The following is a 23,526-nucleotide window of genomic DNA, read 5'->3' as shown; positions in this document are numbered from 1 at the left end:
CAAAATTTTCTTTTGAATGTTACGTTGGTATTCAAAAACGAAACCAAATTTAACACCTTATTTTATTTTACTCATTATAAATTGGTTATTTTTGAGATAATTTTGAAAATCTCGCAAAAAGCGAAAAAATATAAAATAAATTTTATGAGCAAACCATTGATACTGGTAACCAATGATGATGGAATCACAGCACCTGGCATTAGAAAATTAATTAGCATTGTCAACGAGATTGGCGACGTGATCGTAGTCGCGCCCAATTCTCCTCAAAGTGGCAAAGGACACGCCATCACGATCAACTCCACCTTAAGCTTCGAAGAACTGCATCTTGAAGGTCCTCAAAAAGATTTTTCCTGCTCAGGAACACCGGTAGACTGTGTGAAAATGGCTTTGGACAAGATCCTTCCAAGAAGACCGGACATCGTCGTCTCAGGCATCAATCACGGTTCCAACTCTTCCATTAATGTGATCTATTCCGGAACGATGTCTGCCGCTGTAGAAGCTGGTGTAGAAGGTTTGCCGGCCATTGGATTTTCTCTTTCCGATCTCAAATGGGAAGCCGATTTTGACCAGGCAGAACATTTTATTAAAGATATCATTCTGAAAACCCTGGAAAAACCAATGCCAAAAGGCATTGTTCTGAATGTCAACATTCCTCATCTTAAAAAAGAAGAGATCAAGGGCATCAAAGTCTGCAAACAGGCCAATGCCAAATGGGAAGAAAGTTTTGACGAAAGAACCAATCCGCACGGCAAAAAATATTACTGGCTCACCGGGTATTTCAACAATATGGATGAATCAGAGGATGCAGACGAAACAGCTCTGGCAAACGGATTTATCAGTATTGTTCCTGTAAAATTTGATTTAACTGCTTATGAGTATATGCAGGAACTCAATTCTATTTACCAATAAATAGCGTGAATGGAGTTCATGAAACAATTCCTTCGTTCTAAAAATATTCCAATTTCTGATGAAAACTGGGACATTTTTGCGAGCAGAAATATCAGGAAAGAATACAAGAAAAAAGAAATCATTCTCAAGGAAGGCGACATAGATCATTATCTCACCGTTGTTGAAGAAGGAGCAGCCCGACTTTTTTTTATAAACCAAAATAAAGAAATTACCACAAGATTTGTTTTTAAACACCAATACCTCACATCGTACGATTCTTTTCTGCAAAGATCACCATCCAAGTGTAATGTGGAAGCACTGACGGATATGGTGCTGTGGCAAATTCATTATGATGATCTACAGGAAGTTTACCGTACTTCTCCTGTCGGCAATCTTTTAGGAAGGCTTACCGTAGAAAGTATATATGTTGAGAAATTGAAAAAAGAATTTTCTTACCTCAGCGAGTCTGCAGAAGAACGCTATCTGAAACTGATGAAAGAGCATCCCGATCTTTTTCAGATGATCCCTCTGAAGCATATTGCCACCTATATGGGAATCACGCCTCAGGCACTTAGCAGAATAAGAAGACGAATTTCTTAACCGAGGTTCATTTTATATGTAAGAAATAACAACTACCTTTGTAGAGATCAATTCAGATCCCAAGATCCGAATGACGAAGAAAAGTGTTCAGGGAAATCTGGATGCTTTTTTTATTGTTTTATCTTTGCGGTAAGTTTTTATTAATATGATCGATCTTCCCGGTATTGCCATCAAAAATTTTTACGAGAAAACCAGCAGAGGAAAACTCTATGTTCACGACACTTTTGGGCCGAGAGTAGAAATGCCGATCTCTGTCTATTTCCGAACCGAAAAGCAAATGCCACTTCTCGAGAAAAAAGCATTGGATCTTTGCAAAGGAAAAGTGTTGGATATTGGCGCAGGCGCCGGCAGTCACGCCCTAATTCTTCAACATAAAAAGTTTGACGTCGTTGGACTAGAAATTTCTCCCGCAGCCTGTGAAGTAATGAAAGACCGAGGACTGACAAATGTAGTCTGCGCAGATATTTTCAAATTTGATGATGAAAAATTCGATACGCTTTTGTTATTGATGAACGGCATTGGCCTTTGTGGAGATTTGCCTGGTTTCAGAAAATTTCTAAGGAAAGCAGATCGTTTGCTTAATGAAAACGGCATTTTGATCTTCGACTCTTCGGATATCAGTTATATGTACGAGGAAGATGTGCTTCCTACGGAGCAGTATTATGGTGAAGCTACCTGCCTTTACGAATATCAAAAACAAGCTACAGAATGGTTCAAATGGCTTTATCTGGACCGTGAAACCCTAGAAAAAATCGCTTCTGAAGAAGGCTGGAAAACCGAACTGATTTATCAGGATGAGAATGACCAATATCTCGTACAATTATCCAAAGAATAAAAAAACCGCCTTTAATTGGCGGTTATCAATATGGTGTTTTTCTGATCAGTTAAAAGCATTATCATAAGTCATCGATGAAAAATCGATTTTCAAAATCGCTTTGGAATCTACCGGATTGCCGCTGCATTTGGCAGGTGTCCAAGTTTTATTGACTTTTTTAACAGCTTCTTTGAGGTCATTCAGGAAAGGTTCACTTTTATCCACTTTAGGTCCGGCTTCCAGTTTTGACAAGACACCATCTTTCGTGATATCCATTTTCACAAAAAATAAGCCGTTTACCACATAACTGTTCCAATTGACGTTCTGCTGAAACTTCTCTTTCAGTTCTCTGATATAAGCATCGGACCCGCCTGGATATCTCACACTTTTGAAACTGGCAGGATCGCAAGTATGATCTTTGATTTGATAAATACCCCTTACGCTGTATCCAACGGCGCTAGATGTAGCATCCACCATTGGGATATCCATGTTCAGTGATTCTTCAACATCGTTGTTCTGAGCTAAATTAAGAGTGCTTACTAATAGGCTTAACGAAAGTAATAGTGTTTTCATAGCGTTTGATTTATCAGGATGAAAGAAAATGTGTGCCAAACAATCCTGATTCAGAATTATTTACAAAACTTCGATCTGGTTTTTCAATAGATCTTCAAACTCGTCTCTTTTTCTGATGAGATGCGCTTTTCCGTCCAGAAACATCACTTCCGCAGGTTTCAGTCTGGAGTTGAAATTAGAACTCATTTCAAAACCGTAAGCGCCCGCATTTCTGAACACGATGATGTCCCCTTCTCGCACTTCATTTATTTTTCTATCCCAAGCAAAAGTATCTGTCTCACAGATATTTCCAACAACGGTATAGATTCTTTCAGGTCCTTTTGGATTGGAAAGATTTTCAATAATATGGTAAGAATCGTAGAACATCGGACGGATCAAATGATTGAAACCAGAGTTCACGCCTACAAAAACTGTCGCAGTAGTTTGCTTGATGACATTTGATTTTACCAGAAAATGGCCGCTGTCGCTCACCAAAAACTTCCCTGGCTCAAACCAAAGCTGGAACTTTTTCCCAGATTCTTCCTCATATTTTTTAATCGAAGCGTTTACTTTTTTACCCAGAGATTTCACGTCTGTTTCGATATCGCCATCCTGATAAGGCACTTTGAAACCACTTCCCATATCCAGATATTTCAAATTCGGGAAATGCTCCGCCAATTCAAACATAATTTCAAGACCTTGGATGAAAACGTCTGGATCTTTGATTTCGCTTCCTGTGTGCATATGAAGACCTTCAACATTGAGGTTTGTCGATTTCATCACCCGTTCGATATGACGCATTTGGTGAATTGAAATTCCGAATTTGGAATCAATATGTCCAGTCGAAATTTTATGATTTCCGCCAGCATAAATGTGCGGATTGATTCTCACAAAAATTGGATAGGTGCTCCCGAATTTATTTCCAAATTGCTCAAGAATCGAAATATTATCGATGTTAATATGAACTTTATGAGACATTGCTTCCTCGATTTCAGCAAGGTCAACGCAATTTGGCGTGAATAGAATTCTGTCGTTGGAGAAACCAGCTTTCAAGCCCAATTTCACCTCATTGATAGAAACGCAATCCAAAGATGCGCCCAATTTTTCTACGTACTTCAGGATATTGATGTTGGTCAAAGCCTTGGCAGCGTAGAAAAAACGCGTGGTCTTCGAGAAAGAAGACGTCAGCTTTTTATACTGCTCGCTGATAGAATTAACGTCATAAACATACACGGGTGTCCCGAATTCTTTTGCTATACTTAGCAAGTCCTGATTGGTCATAATCGTAGATTTTTAAAAATAAAAAGGCAGATTCTTATATAAAGAGTCTGCCGCAATAGATATCTTATGCACGCAACTCCTTAGACATTCCAAACCTTAGAGAACCTTACAGCTCCCTTTTTTCCGATTTTGCTTTGTTTAAAATATTGCATTGCTTGTTGTTAATAAAATTTTGGCAAAATTAGAGTTTATCTGTAAATCTCGCAATTTTTGGATTGATTTTTATTTTGGGCAGCTTTATCCGCCTGTAGTTTATCCTGAGCGAAGTCGAAGGGTTCCCAATCTTTTTGCCCACACTTTTCCAGCCACAAAAAAGGATTTCCACTCAAGTCGGGCTGTGATGATTCTACATAAATCTAATATTTTCCAACAACTGAAATTAGATATGTAATTTGATAATGCTTTCGTAAAGTTCATTTTTCCATTCAAATAAACTTTTATGTAATTTCAAAAAGCATTTTTCTTCATTACTTATAAAAAGAGTTTCATCGGTCCAGTAAGAACTCATATTTATCGAATGATTTTTCCCGTTATGGTTAATTTGATAAGAATCTTCTGAAAGTCCTTCAGGCGAATACTTTTCAGTTTTTGAAGTATAAAAATTTTTAATTTTTAGTGTTTCTAACGCATTCAATTCTCTTAATATTTCAAATATATTTTCGGGAATGAGGTTGCTTTTATAACTTGAGAATAGTCTTTTTTTTAATGGAAATTTATACCAAAACAACTTCTTTTCAAATGAAAAATCTTGATAAATAATTAAGGTTTGATCTCTTGGAATCTCTTGCCAATTAGGATGAGAATGATATAGAATAAAACATTTTTCTTTTAATGTTTTATCTTCGTTTAAATAATTTGATTCATCAAAATATTCTTCAATGTCCATAATGAAATTTTCACTTTTTTAAATTAGCTGACAATTACGATAAATCAAGCTTTCGGTAACTCCAAAACCTCAAACTCATTCCGCAAAAGCGCCAACTGCAAATCATTCTGCAGATCCTGAGAGAATCTGGAAACGGGCAGCAGCAGTTTTTTAATCTTTTCCAAAGATTGGATTTGATGATACAAATCGTAAAACCCAAAACCTGTCAGTTTTCCGTTTTCTAAAATGAGAAAAGACTTTTCGCCCAAAGTTCTTCCGGATGAGGTCCAAATCTCATTTCTTTTTTTAAGATGGATTTTCTGTGTGAACTCCTCAAAATTATCTTTCAGCTCGGGTTTGGATTTGATGTAATTGATGGCTTTCAAACCTTGCGTAAAACTTTTGAATCTCAGATAAGGTTTCTCCTCCTGTTCTTTTTTGATTTTCTCAAGAATGTATTTATTCTTTCTGTAAAACAATCCGAAAGGCAAAGGTTGTGTTTTGCTAATGCCTTTATTCTTCATCATCAGTTTGGCAATAAGGTCGGTTCCCGTTAATTCATAAGAAGTCAGAGCTGCATCTTCCTGAATGTTTTTATACTTTCTCGAATCTGATTCGAGGATTTTTTTGGCCGATTTGTAGAGATCTTCTACCACATCGGAATAAATAATTGTTCCTTCAGAATTTTGAAAATAGAGAATCCCACGCTCATTCGGAAGATCTTCTGTTAATAATTGGATTTTATTGAGATAACTTTTTGCGTGATTCTCTTCGTGTTGAGATTGGATGATTTCATTGGATTTATCTTTAATCATCAATAACTTAAACAGATCCAAAGTCGCTCTCGCATCGCCACTCGCCCGGTGCGCTTCGGTCAAAGGAATTCCGATGGATTTGCAAAGCTTGCTTAGCGAATAACTTTTCTCTTCCGGAATCAGTTTTTTGGCTAATGGAATTGTATCTAAAGTATTGATTTTGAAATCGTAACCAAGGCGTTTGAACGATTGGCGAAGCATTCTGTAATCGAAATCAATATTGTGACCAACTAAGGTTGAATCCTGCGTGATCTCTACCACACGTTTGGCGATCTCATGAAATTTTGGAGCAGTGAGAACCATTTTGGATGTGATGCCTGTCAACTTCTGAACAAAAGAAGAAATCTCGTCTTCGGGATTTACGAGTGAGATAAACTGGTCTGTAATCTCGTGGCCATCAAAACGATAGACCGCAATTTCTATAATGCTTTCCTTCCGGAAAGGAGCGCCGTTACTTTCTATATCTATTACTGAATACATCTGCATTTATGCGATCTGCACTTATTTAATTATCTTTTTTTACTGAACATTCCCAAAATAAACTTAGCGCCTTCTCTTGCTAAAGTATTCAGAAATGTTTTTCCGGCCCGGCTTTCGATGACTTGTTCGAACATTCCTGCCTCTTGTTTTGGCTGTGCAGATCTTCCTCTTGTTGGTGTTGGGATTTCGGTTTGTGCAGAATCCTGAATCCTTTTATTGAGGATTTCGTAAGCACTTTCTTTATCTACAGTTTGTTCGTATTTTCTAACTAATGCCGAGTTGCTTGTCAATTCATCAATTTCTGAAGAAGTCAAAATATCCATTCTGCTTTCCGGCGAGATCAAATAAGTTTGAACCAATGGTGTCGGAATGCCTTTTTCGTCAAGAGCGGTTACAAATGCTTCGCCGATTCCGAGATTTTGAATCAGTTCGCTGGCGTTATAGAATTCTGTTGTTGGATAATTCTCCACCGCTTTATCAATTTCTTTTTTGTCTTTTCCTGTAAAACCTCGCAAAGCGTGCTGAATTTTCAAACCCAATTGACTTAATATATTCTCAGGAACATCACCAGGGATTTGTGTAATGAAGTAAATTCCGATTCCTTTTGAACGGATCAATTTTACCATTGTTTCAATCTGTGAAAGAAGTGTTTTTGAAGCTTCATTGAAAAGCAAATGCGCTTCATCTATGAATAAAACCAACTTCGGTTTTCCGCTGTCACCTTCTTCCGGAAACGTCATATAAATCTCGGCAAACAGTGATAAAATAAAGGTTGAAAAGAGATTCGGTTTGCTTTGAATATCATCTACACGGAAAATATTCACGACGCCTTTTCCGTCTCTGGTTTGCACAAGATCTTCAACATCAAAACTTGGCTCCCCGAAGAAAGTAGCTGCACCTTGCTGTTCCATTGCAACAATCGAACGAAGGATGGCGCCCAAAGATGCCGGCGCAATCGAGCCGTAATTATCAGCCAGTTCCTTTTTACCAATCGGATGATCCGTCACATACTGCAGTACTTTTTTCAGGTCACTCAAATCAACTAATGGCAATGCCTTGTCATCAGAATATTTGAAAACGATGGACATAATACTTTGCTGAGTATCATTGAGACCAAGGATTTTGCTTAATAAAATCGGCCCGAATTCCAAAACCGTCGCTCTCAGTTTCACGCCTTTTGCGCCGGAAATAGTCATCAGTTCTACGGGGAAACTCTGTGGAGAATAGGGCAAACCTGTTTTTGCGTAACGTTCCTTAATATGATCGTTTTCAACGCCAGATTCTGCAATTCCGGAAAGATCACCTTTGATATCCATGACCAAAGTCGGAACTCCGGCGTGAGACAACTGCTCAACAAAAACCTGAAGTGTTTTGGTTTTCCCGGTTCCGGTTGCTCCCGCGATAAGGCCGTGCCTGTTCACTGTTTTCAGGGGAATAGAAACATTGACTTCTGTTACGATTTCTCCATCCAGCATTCCTTTTCCAAGGATGATGTGGTCGCCTTTTGGGTTGTATTTTGAATTGAGATCGGTTATGAATTTTTCTTTATCAGCCATCGTTTGGTTTTTCAATCCTTAAATTTAAAAATAATTTTCAGAAACGGTTTTAAAACTTCAACTTATTACATAGCAATCCAAAGTTTTTATTCGATATAAATTATCTTTGCAATCAAATGCCATTCTATGCGCGCTTACAACACAAAGAATTTTCTGAAGATCCTCATCAGTCTTCATAAGACAGATACACTCAAAATCCTGTTTCCCACCATGCTTCTCGTAGGGCTCTATTCTTACGGGATGTATTACTTAGAAGTAGAATACCTGCACCTTACAGAAAAATCCACGGTTAGCCATATCGGAATGCTGCATTCCTTGCTTGGTTTCGTTTTGTCTTTGCTATTGGTTTTCCGCACCAACACGGCTTATGACCGCTGGTGGGAAGGGCGAAAACTATGGGGGAAACTGGTGAATGACAGCCGCAATTTCATGATCAAGATCTGTGGCATTCTGGATGAAAAAGACATTAAAACCAAAACTCAGATTGCTAGATACATTAAATTTTTTCCGCATTTTCTCTCCAGTCATCTATCAAAAGATTCTACCAGGTTGGTCTTGGACAAGGATTTTGCAGATCTTGCCAAAGAACTGAAGCACCATCCACCTGCAGAACTGGTTTTCCTATTGACGAGAAAACTGTTTCATCTCAAAAAAGAAGGCAAAATATCCGATACAGAAATGCTGTTTCTGGATGCCCAGTTATCCGGGTTTTTGGATGTTTGCGGTGGTTGCGAACGAATTAAAAACACACCAATTCCTTATTCTTACTCATCATTCATCAAAAAATTTGTGGTTTTTTATGTCTTGGCTTTACCCGTTGCAAACGTGGTGGATCTCGGCTTCTTTATGATTCCGATTACCATGTTCGTTTATTACGTTCTGATGAGTCTGGAGCTGATTGCTGAGGAGATAGAAGACCCTTTTAACAATGATGAAAATGATATTCCGCTGGCGTCTATCGCGCAAAACATCGAAAGAAATATTGATTTAATTTTAAATAAAGCCTAACCGTGACGAAGAAACTGAAACTAGAAGAACTTGGAAGAATAGATGTGGAAACCTTCAAAAATACACAGAAGATTCCTTTAGTCATTATTCTGGACAGCGTTAGAAGTATGCACAATGTGGGAGCGATCTTCCGCACGGGTGATGCTTTTCTGATCGAGAAAGTGGTGCTTTGCGGCATCACACCGCGGCCGCCTCACAGAGAAATCCATAAGGCAGCTCTTGGCGCAACAGAAAGCGTGGATTGGATCTATGAGCAGGACATTAATACGGCCATTGAAAACCTTAAGAAAGAAAATTTCAACATCATCGGAATAGAACAAACTTCTGACAGCCAGTTGATTTCTGATTTTGAAATTAAAGCTGACGCCAAGTACGCTCTGATTCTTGGGAATGAAGTGGACGGAATCAGCGATGAGGCCTTGCCAAATATTGATGCATTTTTGGAAATCCCACAATTGGGAACCAAGCACTCTCTGAACGTAAGCGTTTGCGGCGGAATCGTGATTTGGGAGTTTGCGAAAAACCTTGCCGCTGGAAAATAAAAAAACTGCAGACACCATAAAGTGTTGCAGTTTGAAATAAATCTAATAAAAAGTAAAAATGAAAGGCGACAAAGATATACTTTTTACTTAACACAAAGCAATATTTTTTTTAAAATTCCACAAAAAAATTTTAAATCTTTTGTGGCTGAGGATTTTTTGTAAATTAGCATCATGTTTATAAAAGACTACATTTCCAAAGATTACCCCGCATTCAGCAGAAAAGATTCTATAGAAGAAGCTTCTGAGGTCGCTAAAGATTTTGGGTATTCTCATGTTTTCATCGTGAGCAACGGTGTTTTTCTAGGCGGACTCAGCCAGTCTTTTCTGGAAGACAGTCCTGAGGGAAAACTGGATAGTCTTAATATTCATTATGAGCGTTTTGCCATCATAGAAGACAGCAGTATTCTAGATAGCATCAAGCTGTTCCACACTTTCAATGCGAATGTGATCCCTGTGATTTCTAAGGAAGAAAAATACCTGGGCTACATATCGTGTGACGACATCTTCAATGAGTTTTCAAAATACCCATTGTTTTCTGAAAACGGTGCAATCCTGACTATTCAGACCAACGGTTTGCATTATTCTATGACAGAGATTTCTCAGATTGTGGAAAGCAACAATGCGAAAATCTATGGCACTTTTATCAGTACAATCAAAGAAGACAGCATAGAAATCACATTGAAGATCAGCAATGAAAACCTGAGTTCAATTGATGAGACTTTCGAACGATATGGCTATACTGTGGTTACTAAACATTATGATGATGAGAAAGAAGAGCTGTTGAAAGACCGTTTCGGATTTTTTCAGAAATTTTTGGAGATATAAAATATGAAGGCAGCTATCTATTCTCAAAAAAAAGACCTTGATACGTTTCTGTATCTCAACAAGTTCATTTCCGAATTGGCACTCCGAGATGTTTCCGTAGTTCTTCACGCAGAAATGGCTCATCGATTGAATTTCTCAAAGGAATTCGACACTTTTTCGTGTAAAGAAGAATTGCAGAATAAACATGTCAATATCGTTTTCAGTTTTGGAGGCGATGGAACCATTCTTAACGCACTGACTTTTATCCAGGATCTGGAGATTCCAATCATCGGCGTAAACACAGGCCGTTTAGGGTTTTTAGCCAATTTCAGAAAAGATCAGATCTTCGATGAGCTGGACTCTATCATTCTCGAAAAAAATTACAATATCAGCGAAAGATCGGTTATCAAGATCTCAACAAACAGAGAAAACAATATAGATTTTCCTTTTGCATTGAATGATGTCAGTCTTTCCAGAAAAGAAACAACATCAATGATTACTGTAGAATCTTACATTAATGATGATTTCCTGAATGTCTTTTGGGGCGACGGATTGATTGTTTCAACACCAACAGGATCGACAGCTTATTCTTTAAGTTGTGGCGGTCCCATTATTTCGCCGGCTAATGACAACTTTGTCATCACGCCAATTGCGCCTCACAATCTTAATGTTCGTCCTTTGATCGTGAAAGATGATGCGAAGATTAGATTAATTGTAGAAAGTCGTGTGGAAGAATATACACTGGCTTTGGATTCAAGGCTTTACCATATGGAAATTGGCAGTGAAATTACCATTGAGAAAGCAGGTTTTTCGCTTTTCCTTATCAAGCCGAAAAACTTTAGTTTCTATGAAACCATCCGTCAAAAATTGCTTTGGGGGAATGATAAGCGGAATTAAAAAATAAAATATTGGTCTTTGCATAAGACCGAAAATTTGCAATTTTAAATTGTTAATAATTTTGTAACTTTACCGTTCAAAAAAAATCTTAAAAAAATAATCAAAATGAGCAGAAAATTTCCGGCAGGAGTTGCCACTGGTTCTTTAGTAACAGAAATATTCGATTATGCAAAAGAGAAGCAATTCGCACTTCCGGCAGCTAACGTAATAGGGTCTAGTAATATCAATGCAACTTTAGAAACTGCTGCGAAACTGAATGCACCTGTAATCATCCAGTTCTCAAACGGAGGATCTGTCTTCAACGCCGGAAAAGGCTTGAGTAACGAAAATCAAAAAGCGGCAGTTCTCGGAGCTGTTGCAGGCGCAAAACACATCCACACTCTAGCTGAGGCTTATGGCGCTACAGTGATCCTTCACACAGACCATTGCGCTAAAAAATTATTACCGTGGGTAGACGGTCTTTTGGATGCAAGTGAAGCGTTCTACAAACAAAACGGAAAGTCTCTTTATTCTTCCCATATGTTGGATTTCTCAGAGGAACCTATTGAAGAAAACCTAGAGGTTTCTGCAAAATACTTCGAAAGAATGAACAAGATGGGAATGACACTTGAGATCGAATTGGGTGTTACTGGAGGAGAAGAAGATGGTGTTGATAACTCAGATGTTGACAGCTCAAAACTATACACGCAACCAGAAGAAGTAGCACACGCTTACGAAGTTCTGAAAGCCGTTTCTGATAACTTCACCATTGCAGCAGCTTTTGGAAACGTACACGGTGTTTACAAGCCAGGAAACGTGAAATTGACTCCAAAAATTCTTGACAATTCTCAGAAATATGTTCAGGAGAAATTCAAAACCGCAGACAAACCGGTGAACTTCGTATTCCACGGTGGATCCGGATCTACTTTGGAAGAAATCAGAGAAGCAATCGGCTATGGTGTTGTGAAAATGAACATCGATACAGATTTGCAATTCGGTTACACAGAAGGAATCAGAGATTATATGACAGATCAGATTGAATACCTGCGTCATCAGATCGGAAACCCGACTGGAGCCGATGCGCCGAACAAGAAATTCTACGATCCAAGAGTTTGGGTAAGAAAAGGAGAAGAAACTTATATTAAAAGATTGACTCAGGCTTTCGAAGATCTGAACAATATTAATACACTTTAAATTTATAAATGGTAATTGATGAGCGAGAAACGATTGTTCTAAATTGTTTTTTCATCAATTATCAATTATCATTCATCAATTATAGATTATATGGCATTTGATTGGTTTAAAAGGAAAGGGCAGAACATTACCACTTCTACAGAAGACAAAAAGGACGTTCCAAAAGGACTTTGGCACAAAACGCCAACTGGCAAAATCATAGAATTTGAAGAATTAAAATCTAATAATTTTGTGTCTCCGGAAGATGGTTTCCACGTAAGGATCGGGAGTAGAGAATACTTTGATATGCTTTTTGATGATCAGAAATTCAAGGAATTGGATGCTGATGTGGAAAGTGTAGATATTCTGAAATTCAAGGATACCAAATCCTACACAGACCGTCTGAAAGAAGTAAAGGCCAAAACCAAACTAACAGATTCTATCCGTAACGCGACAGGAAAAGTAAACGGTGTGGAAATGGTGATTTCTTGTATGGATTTTGCTTTCATTGGGGGATCTTTAGGGTCTGTAATGGGTGAAAAAATCAGAAGAGCAATTGACTATTGTATCAAAAATAAATTACCATACATGATCATCTGCCAATCTGGTGGCGCAAGAATGCAGGAAGCAGCTTACTCACTGATGCAGTTGGCAAAAGTTCAGGCAAAATTGGTTCAGCTTTCTGACGCTGGCTTGCCTTACATCGCCTATTTGACGGATCCAACTTTTGGTGGAATTACCGCTTCATTCGCAATGACTGCCGATTTAATCATTGCAGAACCAAGTGCTTTGATTGGCTTTGCAGGACCAAGAGTTATTCGTGAAACTATCGGTAAGGATTTGCCGGAAGGTTTCCAGACCTCTGAGTTTTTGCAGGAAAAAGGCTTTGTCGATTTCATTGTGAAAAGAACTGATATCAAACATTCGGTTTCCAGAGCTGTGAAGCTTTTGACGCACGAATATCATTAATCAAGTTATTAAACTAAAAATAGACTCTCTCAAATCTGGGAGAGTTTTTTATTGATGAGATTTACAGGCCTATTTTTCAGAGCTTTAAGATCCTTAACCTTTAATAAATTATTGAAGGTTTTTTCCATTGGAATCATCCATCCGCTTTTTGCTTTTTTATACACTTACGCCAGTTTAAAAGCTTTTCAGAAAGCAAAAGAATTATATCCTGAATGCAATTCTAACAGCGGAATAGGAAACGCTTTCCGTCACGCTTACTGGTGCTGTATCATCATGATGTATTTCTGCAAAGTGTCATCACCGGAAAAATCACTGAAATGGTGCAAAAAGCTTACGGATATGCACGAAGATCTTTTTCCCAACAAACCTTTGGAAACCAAAATGGATCTTCATAATAATCAGCTGGGGATGGATTATTTTATGAGCCTTTTACCTGGTGTTCACCGTCAGTTTTTTGAAAGCAGTTTTTTTATTGAGGAGCTTCAGAAAAAAACAAAAAATGCGGCGTTAATCACCTCTGTGGATGAAGAAGTGGATAAAGATACCCTCATCTATTTGGAATAAAAAAAAGAGGCATTCTGGCGTGTTCTTTTCTATTATTGATCCGAAAAAACCTGCGTTCACATTTATATTTTTGAATCATTTTTAAACAAACCGAAAAGTTTCTAAATTAATAAGAGATCCCGTCACAACAAAGATTGGCGATCCTGAGGAACCGCCAACTTAAAAAACCCAGATACCATACAGAAGTTTTACCACGCCTTAACAGCGCCTCCTTTGAAGGCCTTCCTGGCTACGGCTTCTACTTCTGGAGATTGATAAGCTTTAACAAATTTTTTGATCTTTTCATCATTTTTATTGTCTTCTCTGGAAACGATCAGATTGGCATAAGGCGAATCCTTATCTTCTGTGAACAGCCCTTGTTTTTCAGGATCCAGTCCGGCCTGTGCTGCAAAATTATTATTGATGATTGCCAAAGCGACCTCTTTGTCTTCCAAAACCCGTGGAATCTGTGGTGCCTCCAATTCCAGAATTCTAAAATTCTTTGGATTTTCCGTGATGTCCGCTACTTTTGGCAACAGCCCAATGCCTTCTTTTAATTTGATCAAGCCTTGTTTCTGAAGCAACAATAATGACCTTCCCCCATTGGTTGGGTCATTTGGGATCACGATCGTTTGTCCCGGTTTCAGTTCTGAAATTGATTGTATCTTTTTAGAATAAGCAACAATAGGGTAAACAAATGTCTTCCCAACAACCGCCAGTTTGTATCCTCTTTGTCTGGATTGTTCTTCCAAATAGGGCAAGTGCTGAAATGCATTAGCGTCTACATCACCTTGACTAAGTGCCTCATTCGGCACCACATAATCATTGAAGCTTACCAACTCTACTTCCAAACCGTATTTTTCCTTAGCCACTTTTTTGGCTTCTTCTGCCAAGCTTTGTTCTGGTCCGGAAGCAATCCCTACTTTTAAAACATTGGGGTTGGATTCTTTTTTATTACAAGCCACTAATGATATGATTGCAAAAGCAAATACTATTTTTTTAAAGTTCATTTTAAATTTTTATCTGTGGTTACATTTTTTCGAAAGAAAATCGCCGGCCATCTGAATGATGAATACCAGTACAATTAACAAGACCAATACCGCGTTCATCACCGCAAAGTCATACCCGATATAGCCATATTGGTAGCCAACCTGTCCCAACCCGCCAGCGCCTACCGCACCTCCCATTGCAGAATAGCCAACGAGGGTGATCAAGGTAATGCTGATATTATTAATAAGAGAAGGCAGCGCTTCCGGCAAAAGCACTTTGCTAATAATCTGCAAAGGTTTTGCGCCCATCGATCTTGCAGCTTCTATCAATCCGGATGGGATTTCCAGTAAACTGTTTTCCACCAATCGTGCAATGAACGGAGCAGAACCAACACTTAGAGGAACCAAAGCCGCCGCTACACCAATGGACGTTCCGACAATCGTTCTCGTGAACGGGATCATCCAAACGATCAAAATAATGAATGGAATAGAACGGAAAATATTCACGATGACAGAGACGATCTGATGAGAAACTTTATTTTCCAGAAGTTGCCCTTTTCTAGTCAGAAACAGAAAAATCCCTGTCGGTAATCCCAACAAAAATCCGAAAAAACCAGAAACCAAGGTCATCACAATCGTTTCTATCGTACCTTGAAATAACAAATTGACAATACTATCTGACATAACCTAAAATTTCTGTGTTAGAATATTCATTTTCCAAAAAAGCCAAAGCCTCCTTGATATTAGTGCCTTGCAATTCCACGATCAAAACGCCAAAACTCAGCTGGCCAACGTACTCTAGCTGAGCGCTGATCACCTTTGCTTTGATCTGGAATTTCTCATACAAATGACTGATGACAAAACTCTGATCACTATTTCCATTCAGCATCAATTTTACCAGCGGATTATTATCCTCGGGATCGGTATTTATAAGTGCATTTTGGTAAACCAAAGGCAATTCTATATTAAGAGAAGCCTGGATAAAACCTTGGGTGATTTCCTTCTCAGGATTAGTAAAAATCTGCTCTATATTTCCCTGTTCCACCAATTTCCCGTGATCTATCACCGCCACTTTATCACAAATTGTTTTAATGACCTCCATCTCGTGTGTGATCAGAAGGATCGTCAGATTTAGTTTTTGATTAATAGATTTCAAAAGTTTTAAAATCGATTTTGTAGTTGCAGGATCCAAAGCACTCGTCGCCTCATCACAAAGCAAAACCTTCGGATCATTGGCCAAAGCTCTGGCAATCGCTACTCTTTGTTTTTGTCCGCCGGAAAGATTGGCAGGATAATCTTTTGCTTTATCATTTAACCCAACAAGTTCAAGAAGACTATTTACCTTTTCTGTGATTTCAGATTTCGATTTTCCCTCTAGTTCCAGAGGAAACGCAATGTTATCAAAAACGGTTCTGGAAGACAATAAGTTGAAATGCTGAAAGATCATCGCAATCTTCCTTCGTTCCAAAGTCAATTGAGAATCAGAGAGTTTTGTCAGTTCTACCTGGTCTACAATGACTTTTCCGGCATTCGGTTTTTCGAGCAGGTTAACGCAGCGGATCAGCGTACTTTTTCCGGCGCCAGAAGTTCCTATAACACCAAAAATCTCGCCTTTTTCCACCTTCAATGAAACGTCTGCCAGAGCTTGGATCGTTTTATTCTTGGTTTTAAAACTTTTGGTAAGGTTTAAAAGTTCAATCATTTTTATCAATTAATTAAAATAAAAAACCTTTCAAATGAGATTATGAAAGGTTTTTGAAATAAACACATTATCCTCTGCATCATCATATATCTCTGAAATAGATGATTGCAACAAACAAAATTACAACACAGATAATGTATAAAAAAAAGCCTGCGCAAAGGTAAAATTTCAATTCATACCAAACAAGTATAAATTCAATAAAATGACAAATGTCAGTTTTGAGTTTTAATGATTTGGGCAGCAAATCCGTCTTCCACTCCCAAACCTAACGAAGTGGTTCGACGAAGTCAATCTTTTTTGCAGACGATTCAGTTTAATTAGAACTAGAGAATAAGCAAAAAAGGATTTCCGTTCAAGCCGGGCTGCGGGATTTGTCTTCGATTAATATTTTAATTTCTAAATCCAACTTTCTAAAATCTATCACCTTTTTTCATACATTTACTGAAATTAATTTCCAGAATGATTCTAAGCAGGATTTGGTCAGCCTTCATCATCATTGCAATTGCAGTTGCATCCGTCAAATATTTCACTTCGGAGAACTACAGTCAGATCTTCAACGATATGGTAGTGGGGAAAGGCGGCGATACGATCCAGATCTCTCAAAAACCATTGGCTCAGTTTTCTCCAGATATGCAGAAAACTTTGCAGACCACTCCTGATTTTGAAGACCGTCGCATCTATTACAAAATGGACTCACTCCAGAATGTGAAAACTTATCGAGTGGCAGAGACAGACGGCGTCATAGGAACCAGTCAAAACGCAGTCGAAATCTGCTTAAAACTGATTGGTATAATGGCCCTTTTTATGGGATTTATGAGCATTGCTGAAAAAGCAGGCGGCATCCATTTCCTAAGTCGACTCATCCAGCCATTTTTCTCAAAATTATTTCCAGACATCCCGAGAAACCACCCATCTTTCGGTCATATGATGCTTAATTTCAGTGCCAATCTATTAGGCCTTGACAATGCGGCTACACCTTTCGGACTCAAAGCCATGGAAAGCCTCCAAACTTTGAATCCTGATAAAGACAAAGCCAGCAATGCCCAGATTATGTTTCTTTGCCTGCACGCCAGCGGACTCACACTGATTCCGGTTTCCATCATCGCAATCCGTTCATCAATGGGTTCTGTGACGCCTACGGATATCTTTCTGCCTTGTATGATTGCCACATTTTGTGCAACTCTGGCAGCAATGACGATTGTTTCTATCAGACAGAAGATTAATCTGTTTCAACCGATTGTTTTGGCTTACGTTGGTGGGATTTCTGCCATTATAGCCTTGCTTGTAATTTATCTGGTGCAGCTAAGCAAAGACGAGTTGGATTCTTTCAGCAAAGTGATGAGCAACGGCATTATATTGTTGATATTTCTCGCCATTGTTCTGGGCGCAGTTTATAAAAAGATCAATATCTTCGACGCCTTTATTGATGGCGCCAAAGAAGGTTTTACGGTGTGTATCAAGATCATTCCCTATTTGGTAGGCATGTTGATCGCCATCTCTTTGCTTAGGACAAGTGGCGTTTTTGATGTGATCATTGACGGAATGAAATGGATCGCAAGCGCCTCTCATCTTGACACGAGATTTGTAGATGGATTACCAACCGCTTTGATAAAACCCCTGTCCGGTTCCGGAGCACGCGGAATGATGGTGGACACGATGAAAACCTTCGGCGCAGACAGTTTCGCTGGGAAGTTATCAGCCATTTTACAGGGAAGTTCTGATACGACTTTTTACGTGATTGCTGTTTATTTTGGTTCCGTTGGGATCAAGAATACACGATATACAGTGGGATCTATGCTTTTGGCAGATCTTGTTGGTGTGACGGTTTCAATCATATTGGCTTATTTGTTTTTCGGATAGAAATTATGATTCAGGATAAAGATTTTACACTTAGATTAATAAGACAACTGACGCAGGCTTTGGAACAATTACTTCTGGGGAAACCGGAGAAAAGTCTGATGCAGAAAGAACTGGATTTCGATTCTTTGATGAAGGACATTTTCAAAATGGATTTTACGGAACTTTCATCAAAATCAAAAGAGGAAATCACAGATATAGTCCACCTACGGGAATCGAAAGACCAAGTAGATTATTACGAAATGCTGGGCAATGTGTTTATGTTGCACTACAGAACGGAAAACAAAAAAGATTTTGCAGACAAAGCGAAAACGTTTTACGAACTTTATCTGACCAAGAGCGGGATTTTTGCACTACCTATCATCAACCGCATCCATGAATTGAAAACAGTGTTAAAATAAATTAAATTTGACCATTTAAGTAGGATTAAAATAAAAAATTATTCTTTTATTTGTATTTTTGGCGGGTTATCGAGATAGCATTATGATTTTTAAAACTAAGAAAGACACGAAATATACTTATGTGGAAGCGGGTGAAGGTCATCCTATGGTGCTTCTGCATGGTTTGATGGGAGGCTTGAGCAACTTCGATAAGATGATAAACTTTTTCGCGGACAAAGGTTATAGGGTGATTGTTCCGCAGTTGCCTATTTACGATTTACCCATTCTGAATACCAATTTGACTTCAATTTCAAAATTTGTAGCGAGATTTATTACAGATGTGATCGGAAAACCGGTGACGATTGTTGGCAACTCTATGGGTGGACACATTGGTCTGATCCTTACCATTTCCCGTCCAGAGCTGGTTCAGAATTTAGTTTTGACCGGAAGTTCCGGCCTGTACGAAAGAACTTTTGGAGACAGTTTCCCAAGAAAAAGTGATAAAGATTATATCAAGAAAAAAACGCAAGAGGTTTTTTATGATCCTGCAGTGGCGACAGATGAATTGGTAGATGAGGTTTTTGCCGTTGTGAATGACAGGATGAAAGGCATCAAAACCGTCATGCTGGCAAGAAGCGCCATCAAACATAATATGCTGAACGATCTGCCGAAGATCAATTGCCCTACATGTATCATCTGGGGAAGACAGGATAACGTCACACCACCTGAAGTTGCAGAAGATATGCACAAATTCATCCCGCAGTCTTCACTGTTTTGGATAGAAGAATGTGGCCATGCAGCCATGATGGAGAAGCCAGACAAGTTCAATGAGATCCTACACGATTGGCTGAAAGGCGTCATTTAAACAATTTATTAATACATTAAAACCATTAAGACATTGAGTTTTTCGCAGAATAATTTGATCTCTTAATGGTTTTTTATATCCTATAAAAATGGTAATCAAAACCGCAGAATTTGTAAAAAGCAGTCAGAAATGGCAGGATTGTCCCGAACCTACGATGGCAGAATATGCTTTCATCGGACGTTCCAACGTGGGAAAATCATCTCTCATCAATGCGATGATGAATCACAAAGATTTGGCTAAAACGTCCCAAACCCCTGGAAAAACACAGTTGATCAATCATTTTTTGGTCAATGAAAATTGGTTTCTTACAGATCTACCGGGCTATGGCTATGCAAAAGTGTCGAAAAGCCTTAGAAAGGATTTTGAAAAACTCATCACCAATTATATCCTGAACAGACAAAATCTGGTCAATCTTTTTGTTTTGATAGATTCTCGTCTTGCACCTCAGAAAATCGATCTTGAGTTTATGCAATGGTGTGGCGAAAGCAACGTTCCTTTCTCGATCGTTTTTACAAAAGTAGACAAATTGAAACCTGGCGCCGCCGACAGAAACGTAGAAGCTTACAAAACAGAACTCCTGAAAACTTGGGAAGAATTGCCAGAAATCTATGTGACCTCTGCTGAGAAGAAAACGGGGACAGATCATATTTTAAAATTCATCTCAGAAACCAACCAGTTTTTGATCAAAAACAAAGTGCGATTCGATGATTAATGCAGAGTGGAAAATCAAAACATTTCCCGAACTTACCACCACAGAACTTTACGAAATTATAAAAGCCAGAGTCAATGTTTTTGTAGTGGAACAGGATTGTCCTTATCCTGATCTGGACGATAATGACCAAAAGGCAATCCATCTTTGGGCAGAAGATAACGGCGAAGTATTAGCCTATTGCAGGATTTTTGACAAAGGCATCAGATATCCGGAAACATCGATTGGTCGTGTTATCACGACGGAAAATGGAAGAGGAACCGGTCTTGGCCGGCAACTCATCTCTTATGCTCTGGACATCATAGAAAATAGATTGCGAACCCGTGAAGTAAGAATCTCTGCGCAGGATTATCTGCTGAAGTTCTATTCGGATTTTGGATTTCTGAATACTGGAAAAAAATACCTGGAAGATAACATTCCGCATACAGAAATGCTTAGAAAATAAAATAGCCTCAAGAAAAATCTTCAGACTATTTTGGAAATCAATACTTTGTGTTTTTTTTGTTCTTACGGTTATTAATCTGAAGCAAAATTAGAGACATAATTTTGCATTTCCTTACGGGAAACCGTAAAATGAAAAAATAATTGAAATTAATTTCAAATGATTCCTAAATCTTTGCAGTAAGCAATCAATTGTTCGTTGTTCTTCACCATTAATGCAAGCTTCATCGCATTCATTCTTTTTTCTACACTGCTGAGACTATTCGGATAAATAGCTTTTTGCTGCAAGACATGAGGAATGTTTTTCTGCAAAACACCTTCGGCCAGCAACTGAAGAAGGATGATGTCATAGTTACTGAATTCCAGCGTATTCATACTTCTCACAGGAAGTTTCAGGTCGTGAGAGATATAGATTTGATTATGATAAACAGAGTCGATTGCTTTTTTTAATTCCCTAGAATCAGAACGTGCTTTTCGTACAAATGCATTGATGTTTAATTCCTGGAAAAGCAGATCAATCACACCGCATCTGTGCTCTGCTGAGAAAACAATGATTTTTAATTCCGGAGAGAGTTCCCTGCAAAGTTTTATCAGTTCGCGGCCATTATTAATCAGTGTCTTTCTATGGTCTTCTTCAAAAGAAAGATCGGTGATCAGCACTTCATAAGCTTGAGATTCCAAAGATTTTTTGAGGTAAGAGAAGGCATCATCACAGTAATAGACGTGATCTACCTTGGCGATCCTCAGTTCTTCCAACACTTTTTGGACAGCAAAATTACTGCTCTCATGATCTTCTGCGATTAATATTTTACTGAACATTTTCTGTAGTTTTGATTGATAGTTTCAAGCCAGAATGACGTTCTTCTATTTCCAGATCTGCATTGATCAACGCGAGTCGGGCTCTCATATTTAAGAGTCCATTCTTTTCCACAAAATTTTCCGGCAAGCCTACGCCGTTATCTATGTATTTGATCTCTTGATTATTAAGATTTGCAATAAACCTCAAAATGACTTGGGTTGCGTGGCTGTGCTTTTTCATATTGACTAGCAATTCTCTTATGATATGGAAGAATTCTTCTTTGTTATGCGGATGGCCTGCATCCCAAAAAATGGGATCATTTCCAATCATAATAATTTGAGTGCTTTCACTATCAAAAGAAACGATCAAACCCGTCATCCTCTCACTGAAATCATTGGAACGATTTTTCTCATAGGAAAGATCACGGGATTTGTGGTACATCAGTTCCAGTTTGTCCAGTAGTTTTTCTTTTGGAAGATCGTTTTGATTTTCGATCGTCGTCATCACTTCGTAGATCCCGTTAGCAACTACATCGTGCACTTTTTTAGAAAAATCCAGCCGCTGCGCCTGCAGTTTTGTATTAGCTTCGAAGATCAATTTTTGCCGTCGTCTTCTAATCCAGAAAAAAGAAACAATGACTGCGATGAAAAAGGACAATAGAAGAATTCCAATGGTCAGTTTCTGTATTTCTACCTGATGCTCGTGATCTGCGTGCTCTTTTTGCAGCTTTAGATTTTCTGCTTTAGATTTTTCAGTTTCGTAGCGGATGAGTGCAAATTGGTTTTTAGCTTTATTTTGACTGTTTTTCAAACTATCCTGAATTTTCGAATATTGTTCAAAATAGCTTTGCGCCTGAGAGCCATCGGATATCTTGATCAGATTCTGCAAGGCCTCCAACTGGTCTTCGGGATATCGCAATTTGGTTGCGAGGAACAGCATTTTACTAGCATAATACCGTACAGAATCGACATTTTTGCTAAGATAATAGGCGGACAAATATGCATATGCCGCATCTTTTGTCCAGTCATCATCAAAATTATGACTTAGGCTTTCTGCCAGCAGATAATTTTTGACAGGCTTGTAATGGCGGTCAGCAAACCATTTGGACCTGGAAAAGTTCAGCAGTAGCCTGGGATAAAACTCACTTTTTGCCCCCACACTATCCAGTAGTTTTGTATAAATGTCAACGGCTTTTGCGTAGTTTTTTTCATTATGATAGACCACTGCAATATTATTCGCCAGCATCAGCTTATCCACAGGGTCTTTGGTAAACAAAATGGCTTTGTCGTAGAAGCCTTTGGCGTCTTTATAATTTTTAAGATTATTAGAAGAAACGCCCAAATTATTATAGTTAGAAAAAATGGAAGAATGTTGGGAAGTATCATTTTCTTTCAAAAATTTCGAAGCAAGTAAACTGGTTTCTATGCTTCCAAAGTTGTCACCGGCATTCTCCTGTATCACTGCCATGTTTACAAAGCTCTTGCCCAATCCGTAGCTGTCTTTTCTTTTCTGGAAAAGCTCTTTTCCTTTGTTTAGAAAATAGAAAGCACTGTCGGGATCTTTGTCCATAAAGGCAACGGCTTTCTCATAAAAGGGATTGATCTGTTTTTTTGCAGAATGAAACCCTTGTGTAGATTCCTTTTTCGAACAAGCAGCCAAAATGAGTAACAAAAAACAAAAAAGAGAATGACGCAAAATTTACATTTATCCCGAAATTTAAGAAAAAGTGAATACTTTTACAATAATGTAACTCGTAGTGCATTATCAAACTAATGCAATTTTAATATTATTCATTTTTCTATTAAATACAAAAACATTTACAAATTGAATGAAAGTTAATGCTGTTATTTTGCTCAATATCCTTGTTTTAAAACCTTCAAATGATTTTGCGTAGTTGTTTCTGATTTTAAATTGGTCACAAAGCTGAGAGAATAATGTCTCTATTCTTTTTCTCGATTTTCTGAAAATATATTTTTGTTTTTGATAATTTTTTTGGTTGTTTCTCATGGGTGTATCCA

26 protein-coding genes are annotated in these 23,526 nt (G+C 38.2%); 15 read left to right on the top strand and 11 right to left on the bottom strand.

Annotated features, from left to right (window positions below; all coding sequences use genetic code 11):
• The first annotated feature begins 144 nt into the window (after window positions 1-144).
• From surE to F564_RS0108340, 3 genes are all read left to right on the top strand, one after another.
• Window positions 145-909: a 5'/3'-nucleotidase SurE gene (gene surE / locus F564_RS0108350; protein ID WP_028122238.1), complete on the top strand. Its 765-nt coding sequence runs from the start codon at window positions 145-147 to the stop codon at window positions 907-909.
• A 9-nt stretch (window positions 910-918) separates the two neighbouring features.
• Entirely contained in the window at window positions 919-1,488 is a 570-nt protein-coding gene (locus F564_RS0108345; RefSeq protein ID WP_028122237.1) for a Crp/Fnr family transcriptional regulator, read from the top strand.
• Window positions 1,489-1,633: 145 nt separating this feature from the next.
• A complete protein-coding gene (locus F564_RS0108340; protein WP_034981117.1) occupies window positions 1,634-2,323 on the top strand; it encodes a class I SAM-dependent methyltransferase in 690 nt (229 codons plus the stop codon).
• Window positions 2,324-2,368: 45 nt separating this feature from the next.
• Here the strand turns inward: F564_RS0108340 and F564_RS0108335 are convergent, their stop codons facing one another.
• From F564_RS0108335 to F564_RS0108310, 5 genes are all read right to left on the bottom strand, one after another.
• Entirely contained in the window at window positions 2,369-2,875 is a 507-nt protein-coding gene (locus F564_RS0108335) for a hypothetical protein (RefSeq protein ID WP_154656829.1), read from the bottom strand.
• Between the two features lie 60 nt (window positions 2,876-2,935).
• Complete coding sequence (gene lysA, locus F564_RS0108330) at window positions 2,936-4,135, bottom strand: diaminopimelate decarboxylase (RefSeq protein ID WP_185094331.1); 1,200 nt, start codon at window positions 4,133-4,135, stop codon at window positions 2,936-2,938.
• 379 nt (window positions 4,136-4,514) lie between these two features.
• Entirely contained in the window at window positions 4,515-5,021 is a 507-nt protein-coding gene (locus tag F564_RS0108320) for a hypothetical protein (protein WP_028122232.1), read from the bottom strand.
• A gap of 44 nt (window positions 5,022-5,065) precedes the next feature.
• Window positions 5,066-6,295, bottom strand: a complete 1,230-nt coding sequence (locus F564_RS0108315) for a 3'-5' exonuclease (protein ID WP_028122231.1) — start codon at window positions 6,293-6,295, stop codon at window positions 5,066-5,068.
• Window positions 6,296-6,324: 29 nt separating this feature from the next.
• Window positions 6,325-7,851 (bottom strand): helicase HerA-like domain-containing protein, encoded by a 1,527-nt coding sequence (locus F564_RS0108310; protein WP_028122230.1) that lies wholly within the window; start codon window positions 7,849-7,851, stop codon window positions 6,325-6,327.
• A 126-nt stretch (window positions 7,852-7,977) separates the two neighbouring features.
• Here F564_RS0108310 and F564_RS0108305 point away from each other — a divergent pair, with 126 nt between their 5' ends.
• The 7 genes from F564_RS0108305 (at window position 7,978) to F564_RS0108275 (ending at window position 13,787) form a co-directional block, all read left to right on the top strand.
• Window positions 7,978-8,859: a bestrophin family protein gene (locus tag F564_RS0108305; RefSeq protein WP_028122229.1), complete on the top strand. Its 882-nt coding sequence runs from the start codon at window positions 7,978-7,980 to the stop codon at window positions 8,857-8,859.
• A 2-nt stretch (window positions 8,860-8,861) separates the two neighbouring features.
• On the top strand, window positions 8,862-9,401 hold the full coding sequence (locus F564_RS0108300; protein WP_028122228.1) for an RNA methyltransferase: 540 nt from the start codon (window positions 8,862-8,864) through the stop codon (window positions 9,399-9,401).
• Window positions 9,402-9,572: 171 nt separating this feature from the next.
• On the top strand, window positions 9,573-10,226 hold the full coding sequence (locus F564_RS0108295; RefSeq protein ID WP_028122227.1) for a CBS domain-containing protein: 654 nt from the start codon (window positions 9,573-9,575) through the stop codon (window positions 10,224-10,226).
• 3 nt (window positions 10,227-10,229) lie between these two features.
• The gene (locus F564_RS0108290; RefSeq protein WP_028122226.1) at window positions 10,230-11,102 is read left to right on the top strand and encodes an NAD kinase; all 873 of its coding nucleotides are present in this window, start codon (window positions 10,230-10,232) and stop codon (window positions 11,100-11,102) included.
• A gap of 105 nt (window positions 11,103-11,207) precedes the next feature.
• The gene (gene fbaA / locus F564_RS0108285; RefSeq protein ID WP_028122225.1) at window positions 11,208-12,275 is read left to right on the top strand and encodes a class II fructose-bisphosphate aldolase; all 1,068 of its coding nucleotides are present in this window, start codon (window positions 11,208-11,210) and stop codon (window positions 12,273-12,275) included.
• A 90-nt stretch (window positions 12,276-12,365) separates the two neighbouring features.
• A complete protein-coding gene (gene accD, locus F564_RS0108280) occupies window positions 12,366-13,223 on the top strand; it encodes an acetyl-CoA carboxylase, carboxyltransferase subunit beta (RefSeq protein ID WP_028122224.1) in 858 nt (285 codons plus the stop codon).
• A gap of 111 nt (window positions 13,224-13,334) precedes the next feature.
• Window positions 13,335-13,787: a DUF6973 domain-containing protein gene (locus F564_RS0108275; protein WP_316928794.1), complete on the top strand. Its 453-nt coding sequence runs from the start codon at window positions 13,335-13,337 to the stop codon at window positions 13,785-13,787.
• Between the two features lie 188 nt (window positions 13,788-13,975).
• Here the strand turns inward: F564_RS0108275 and metQ are convergent, their stop codons facing one another.
• Genes metQ through F564_RS0108260 form a run of 3 tightly spaced genes read right to left on the bottom strand, consistent with a single transcriptional unit; the run spans window position 13,976 to window position 16,457 of the window.
• Entirely contained in the window at window positions 13,976-14,776 is an 801-nt protein-coding gene (gene metQ / locus F564_RS0108270; protein WP_028122222.1) for a methionine ABC transporter substrate-binding lipoprotein MetQ, read from the bottom strand.
• 9 nt (window positions 14,777-14,785) lie between these two features.
• A complete protein-coding gene (gene metI, locus F564_RS0108265; RefSeq protein ID WP_028122221.1) occupies window positions 14,786-15,439 on the bottom strand; it encodes a methionine ABC transporter permease MetI in 654 nt (217 codons plus the stop codon).
• Complete coding sequence (locus F564_RS0108260) at window positions 15,429-16,457, bottom strand: methionine ABC transporter ATP-binding protein (protein WP_028122220.1); 1,029 nt, start codon at window positions 16,455-16,457, stop codon at window positions 15,429-15,431. Before F564_RS0108260 ends, metI begins: the two co-directional genes overlap by 11 nt.
• Before the next feature lie 459 nt (window positions 16,458-16,916).
• On the opposite strand from F564_RS0108260, the gene F564_RS0108255 reads away from it, so the two are divergent.
• The 5 genes from F564_RS0108255 to F564_RS0108235 all read left to right on the top strand — a co-directional run bounded on the left by F564_RS0108255 (window position 16,917) and on the right by F564_RS0108235 (window position 20,713).
• A complete protein-coding gene (locus F564_RS0108255; protein WP_028122219.1) occupies window positions 16,917-18,317 on the top strand; it encodes a nucleoside recognition domain-containing protein in 1,401 nt (466 codons plus the stop codon).
• A 5-nt stretch (window positions 18,318-18,322) separates the two neighbouring features.
• Window positions 18,323-18,715: a hypothetical protein gene (locus tag F564_RS0108250; RefSeq protein WP_028122218.1), complete on the top strand. Its 393-nt coding sequence runs from the start codon at window positions 18,323-18,325 to the stop codon at window positions 18,713-18,715.
• Window positions 18,716-18,797: 82 nt separating this feature from the next.
• Complete coding sequence (locus F564_RS0108245; RefSeq protein WP_028122217.1) at window positions 18,798-19,559, top strand: alpha/beta fold hydrolase; 762 nt, start codon at window positions 18,798-18,800, stop codon at window positions 19,557-19,559.
• Window positions 19,560-19,647: 88 nt separating this feature from the next.
• The gene (yihA, locus tag F564_RS0108240; protein ID WP_028122216.1) at window positions 19,648-20,271 is read left to right on the top strand and encodes a ribosome biogenesis GTP-binding protein YihA/YsxC; all 624 of its coding nucleotides are present in this window, start codon (window positions 19,648-19,650) and stop codon (window positions 20,269-20,271) included.
• Window positions 20,264-20,713: a GNAT family N-acetyltransferase gene (locus F564_RS0108235; RefSeq protein WP_028122215.1), complete on the top strand. Its 450-nt coding sequence runs from the start codon at window positions 20,264-20,266 to the stop codon at window positions 20,711-20,713. Before yihA ends, F564_RS0108235 begins: the two co-directional genes overlap by 8 nt.
• Window positions 20,714-20,865: 152 nt before the next feature.
• On the opposite strand, the gene F564_RS0108230 is transcribed toward F564_RS0108235, so the two are convergent.
• The 3 genes from F564_RS0108230 to F564_RS0108220 all read right to left on the bottom strand — a co-directional run.
• The gene (locus tag F564_RS0108230) at window positions 20,866-21,528 is read right to left on the bottom strand and encodes a response regulator (protein WP_028122214.1); all 663 of its coding nucleotides are present in this window, start codon (window positions 21,526-21,528) and stop codon (window positions 20,866-20,868) included.
• Window positions 21,518-23,179, bottom strand: a complete 1,662-nt coding sequence (locus F564_RS18945; protein ID WP_051259612.1) for a tetratricopeptide repeat-containing sensor histidine kinase — start codon at window positions 23,177-23,179, stop codon at window positions 21,518-21,520. Before F564_RS18945 ends, F564_RS0108230 begins: the two co-directional genes overlap by 11 nt.
• Before the next feature lie 93 nt (window positions 23,180-23,272).
• A partial coding sequence (locus tag F564_RS0108220) for a transposase (RefSeq protein WP_154656815.1) occupies window positions 23,273-23,526 on the bottom strand: 254 nt, incomplete at its 5' end.

Source organism: Epilithonimonas tenax DSM 16811 (assembly GCF_000428485.1).
Classification (GTDB): Bacteria; Bacteroidota; Bacteroidia; order Flavobacteriales; family Weeksellaceae; genus Epilithonimonas; species Epilithonimonas tenax.
This window is presented reverse-complemented; position numbering and strand designations above follow the sequence as displayed.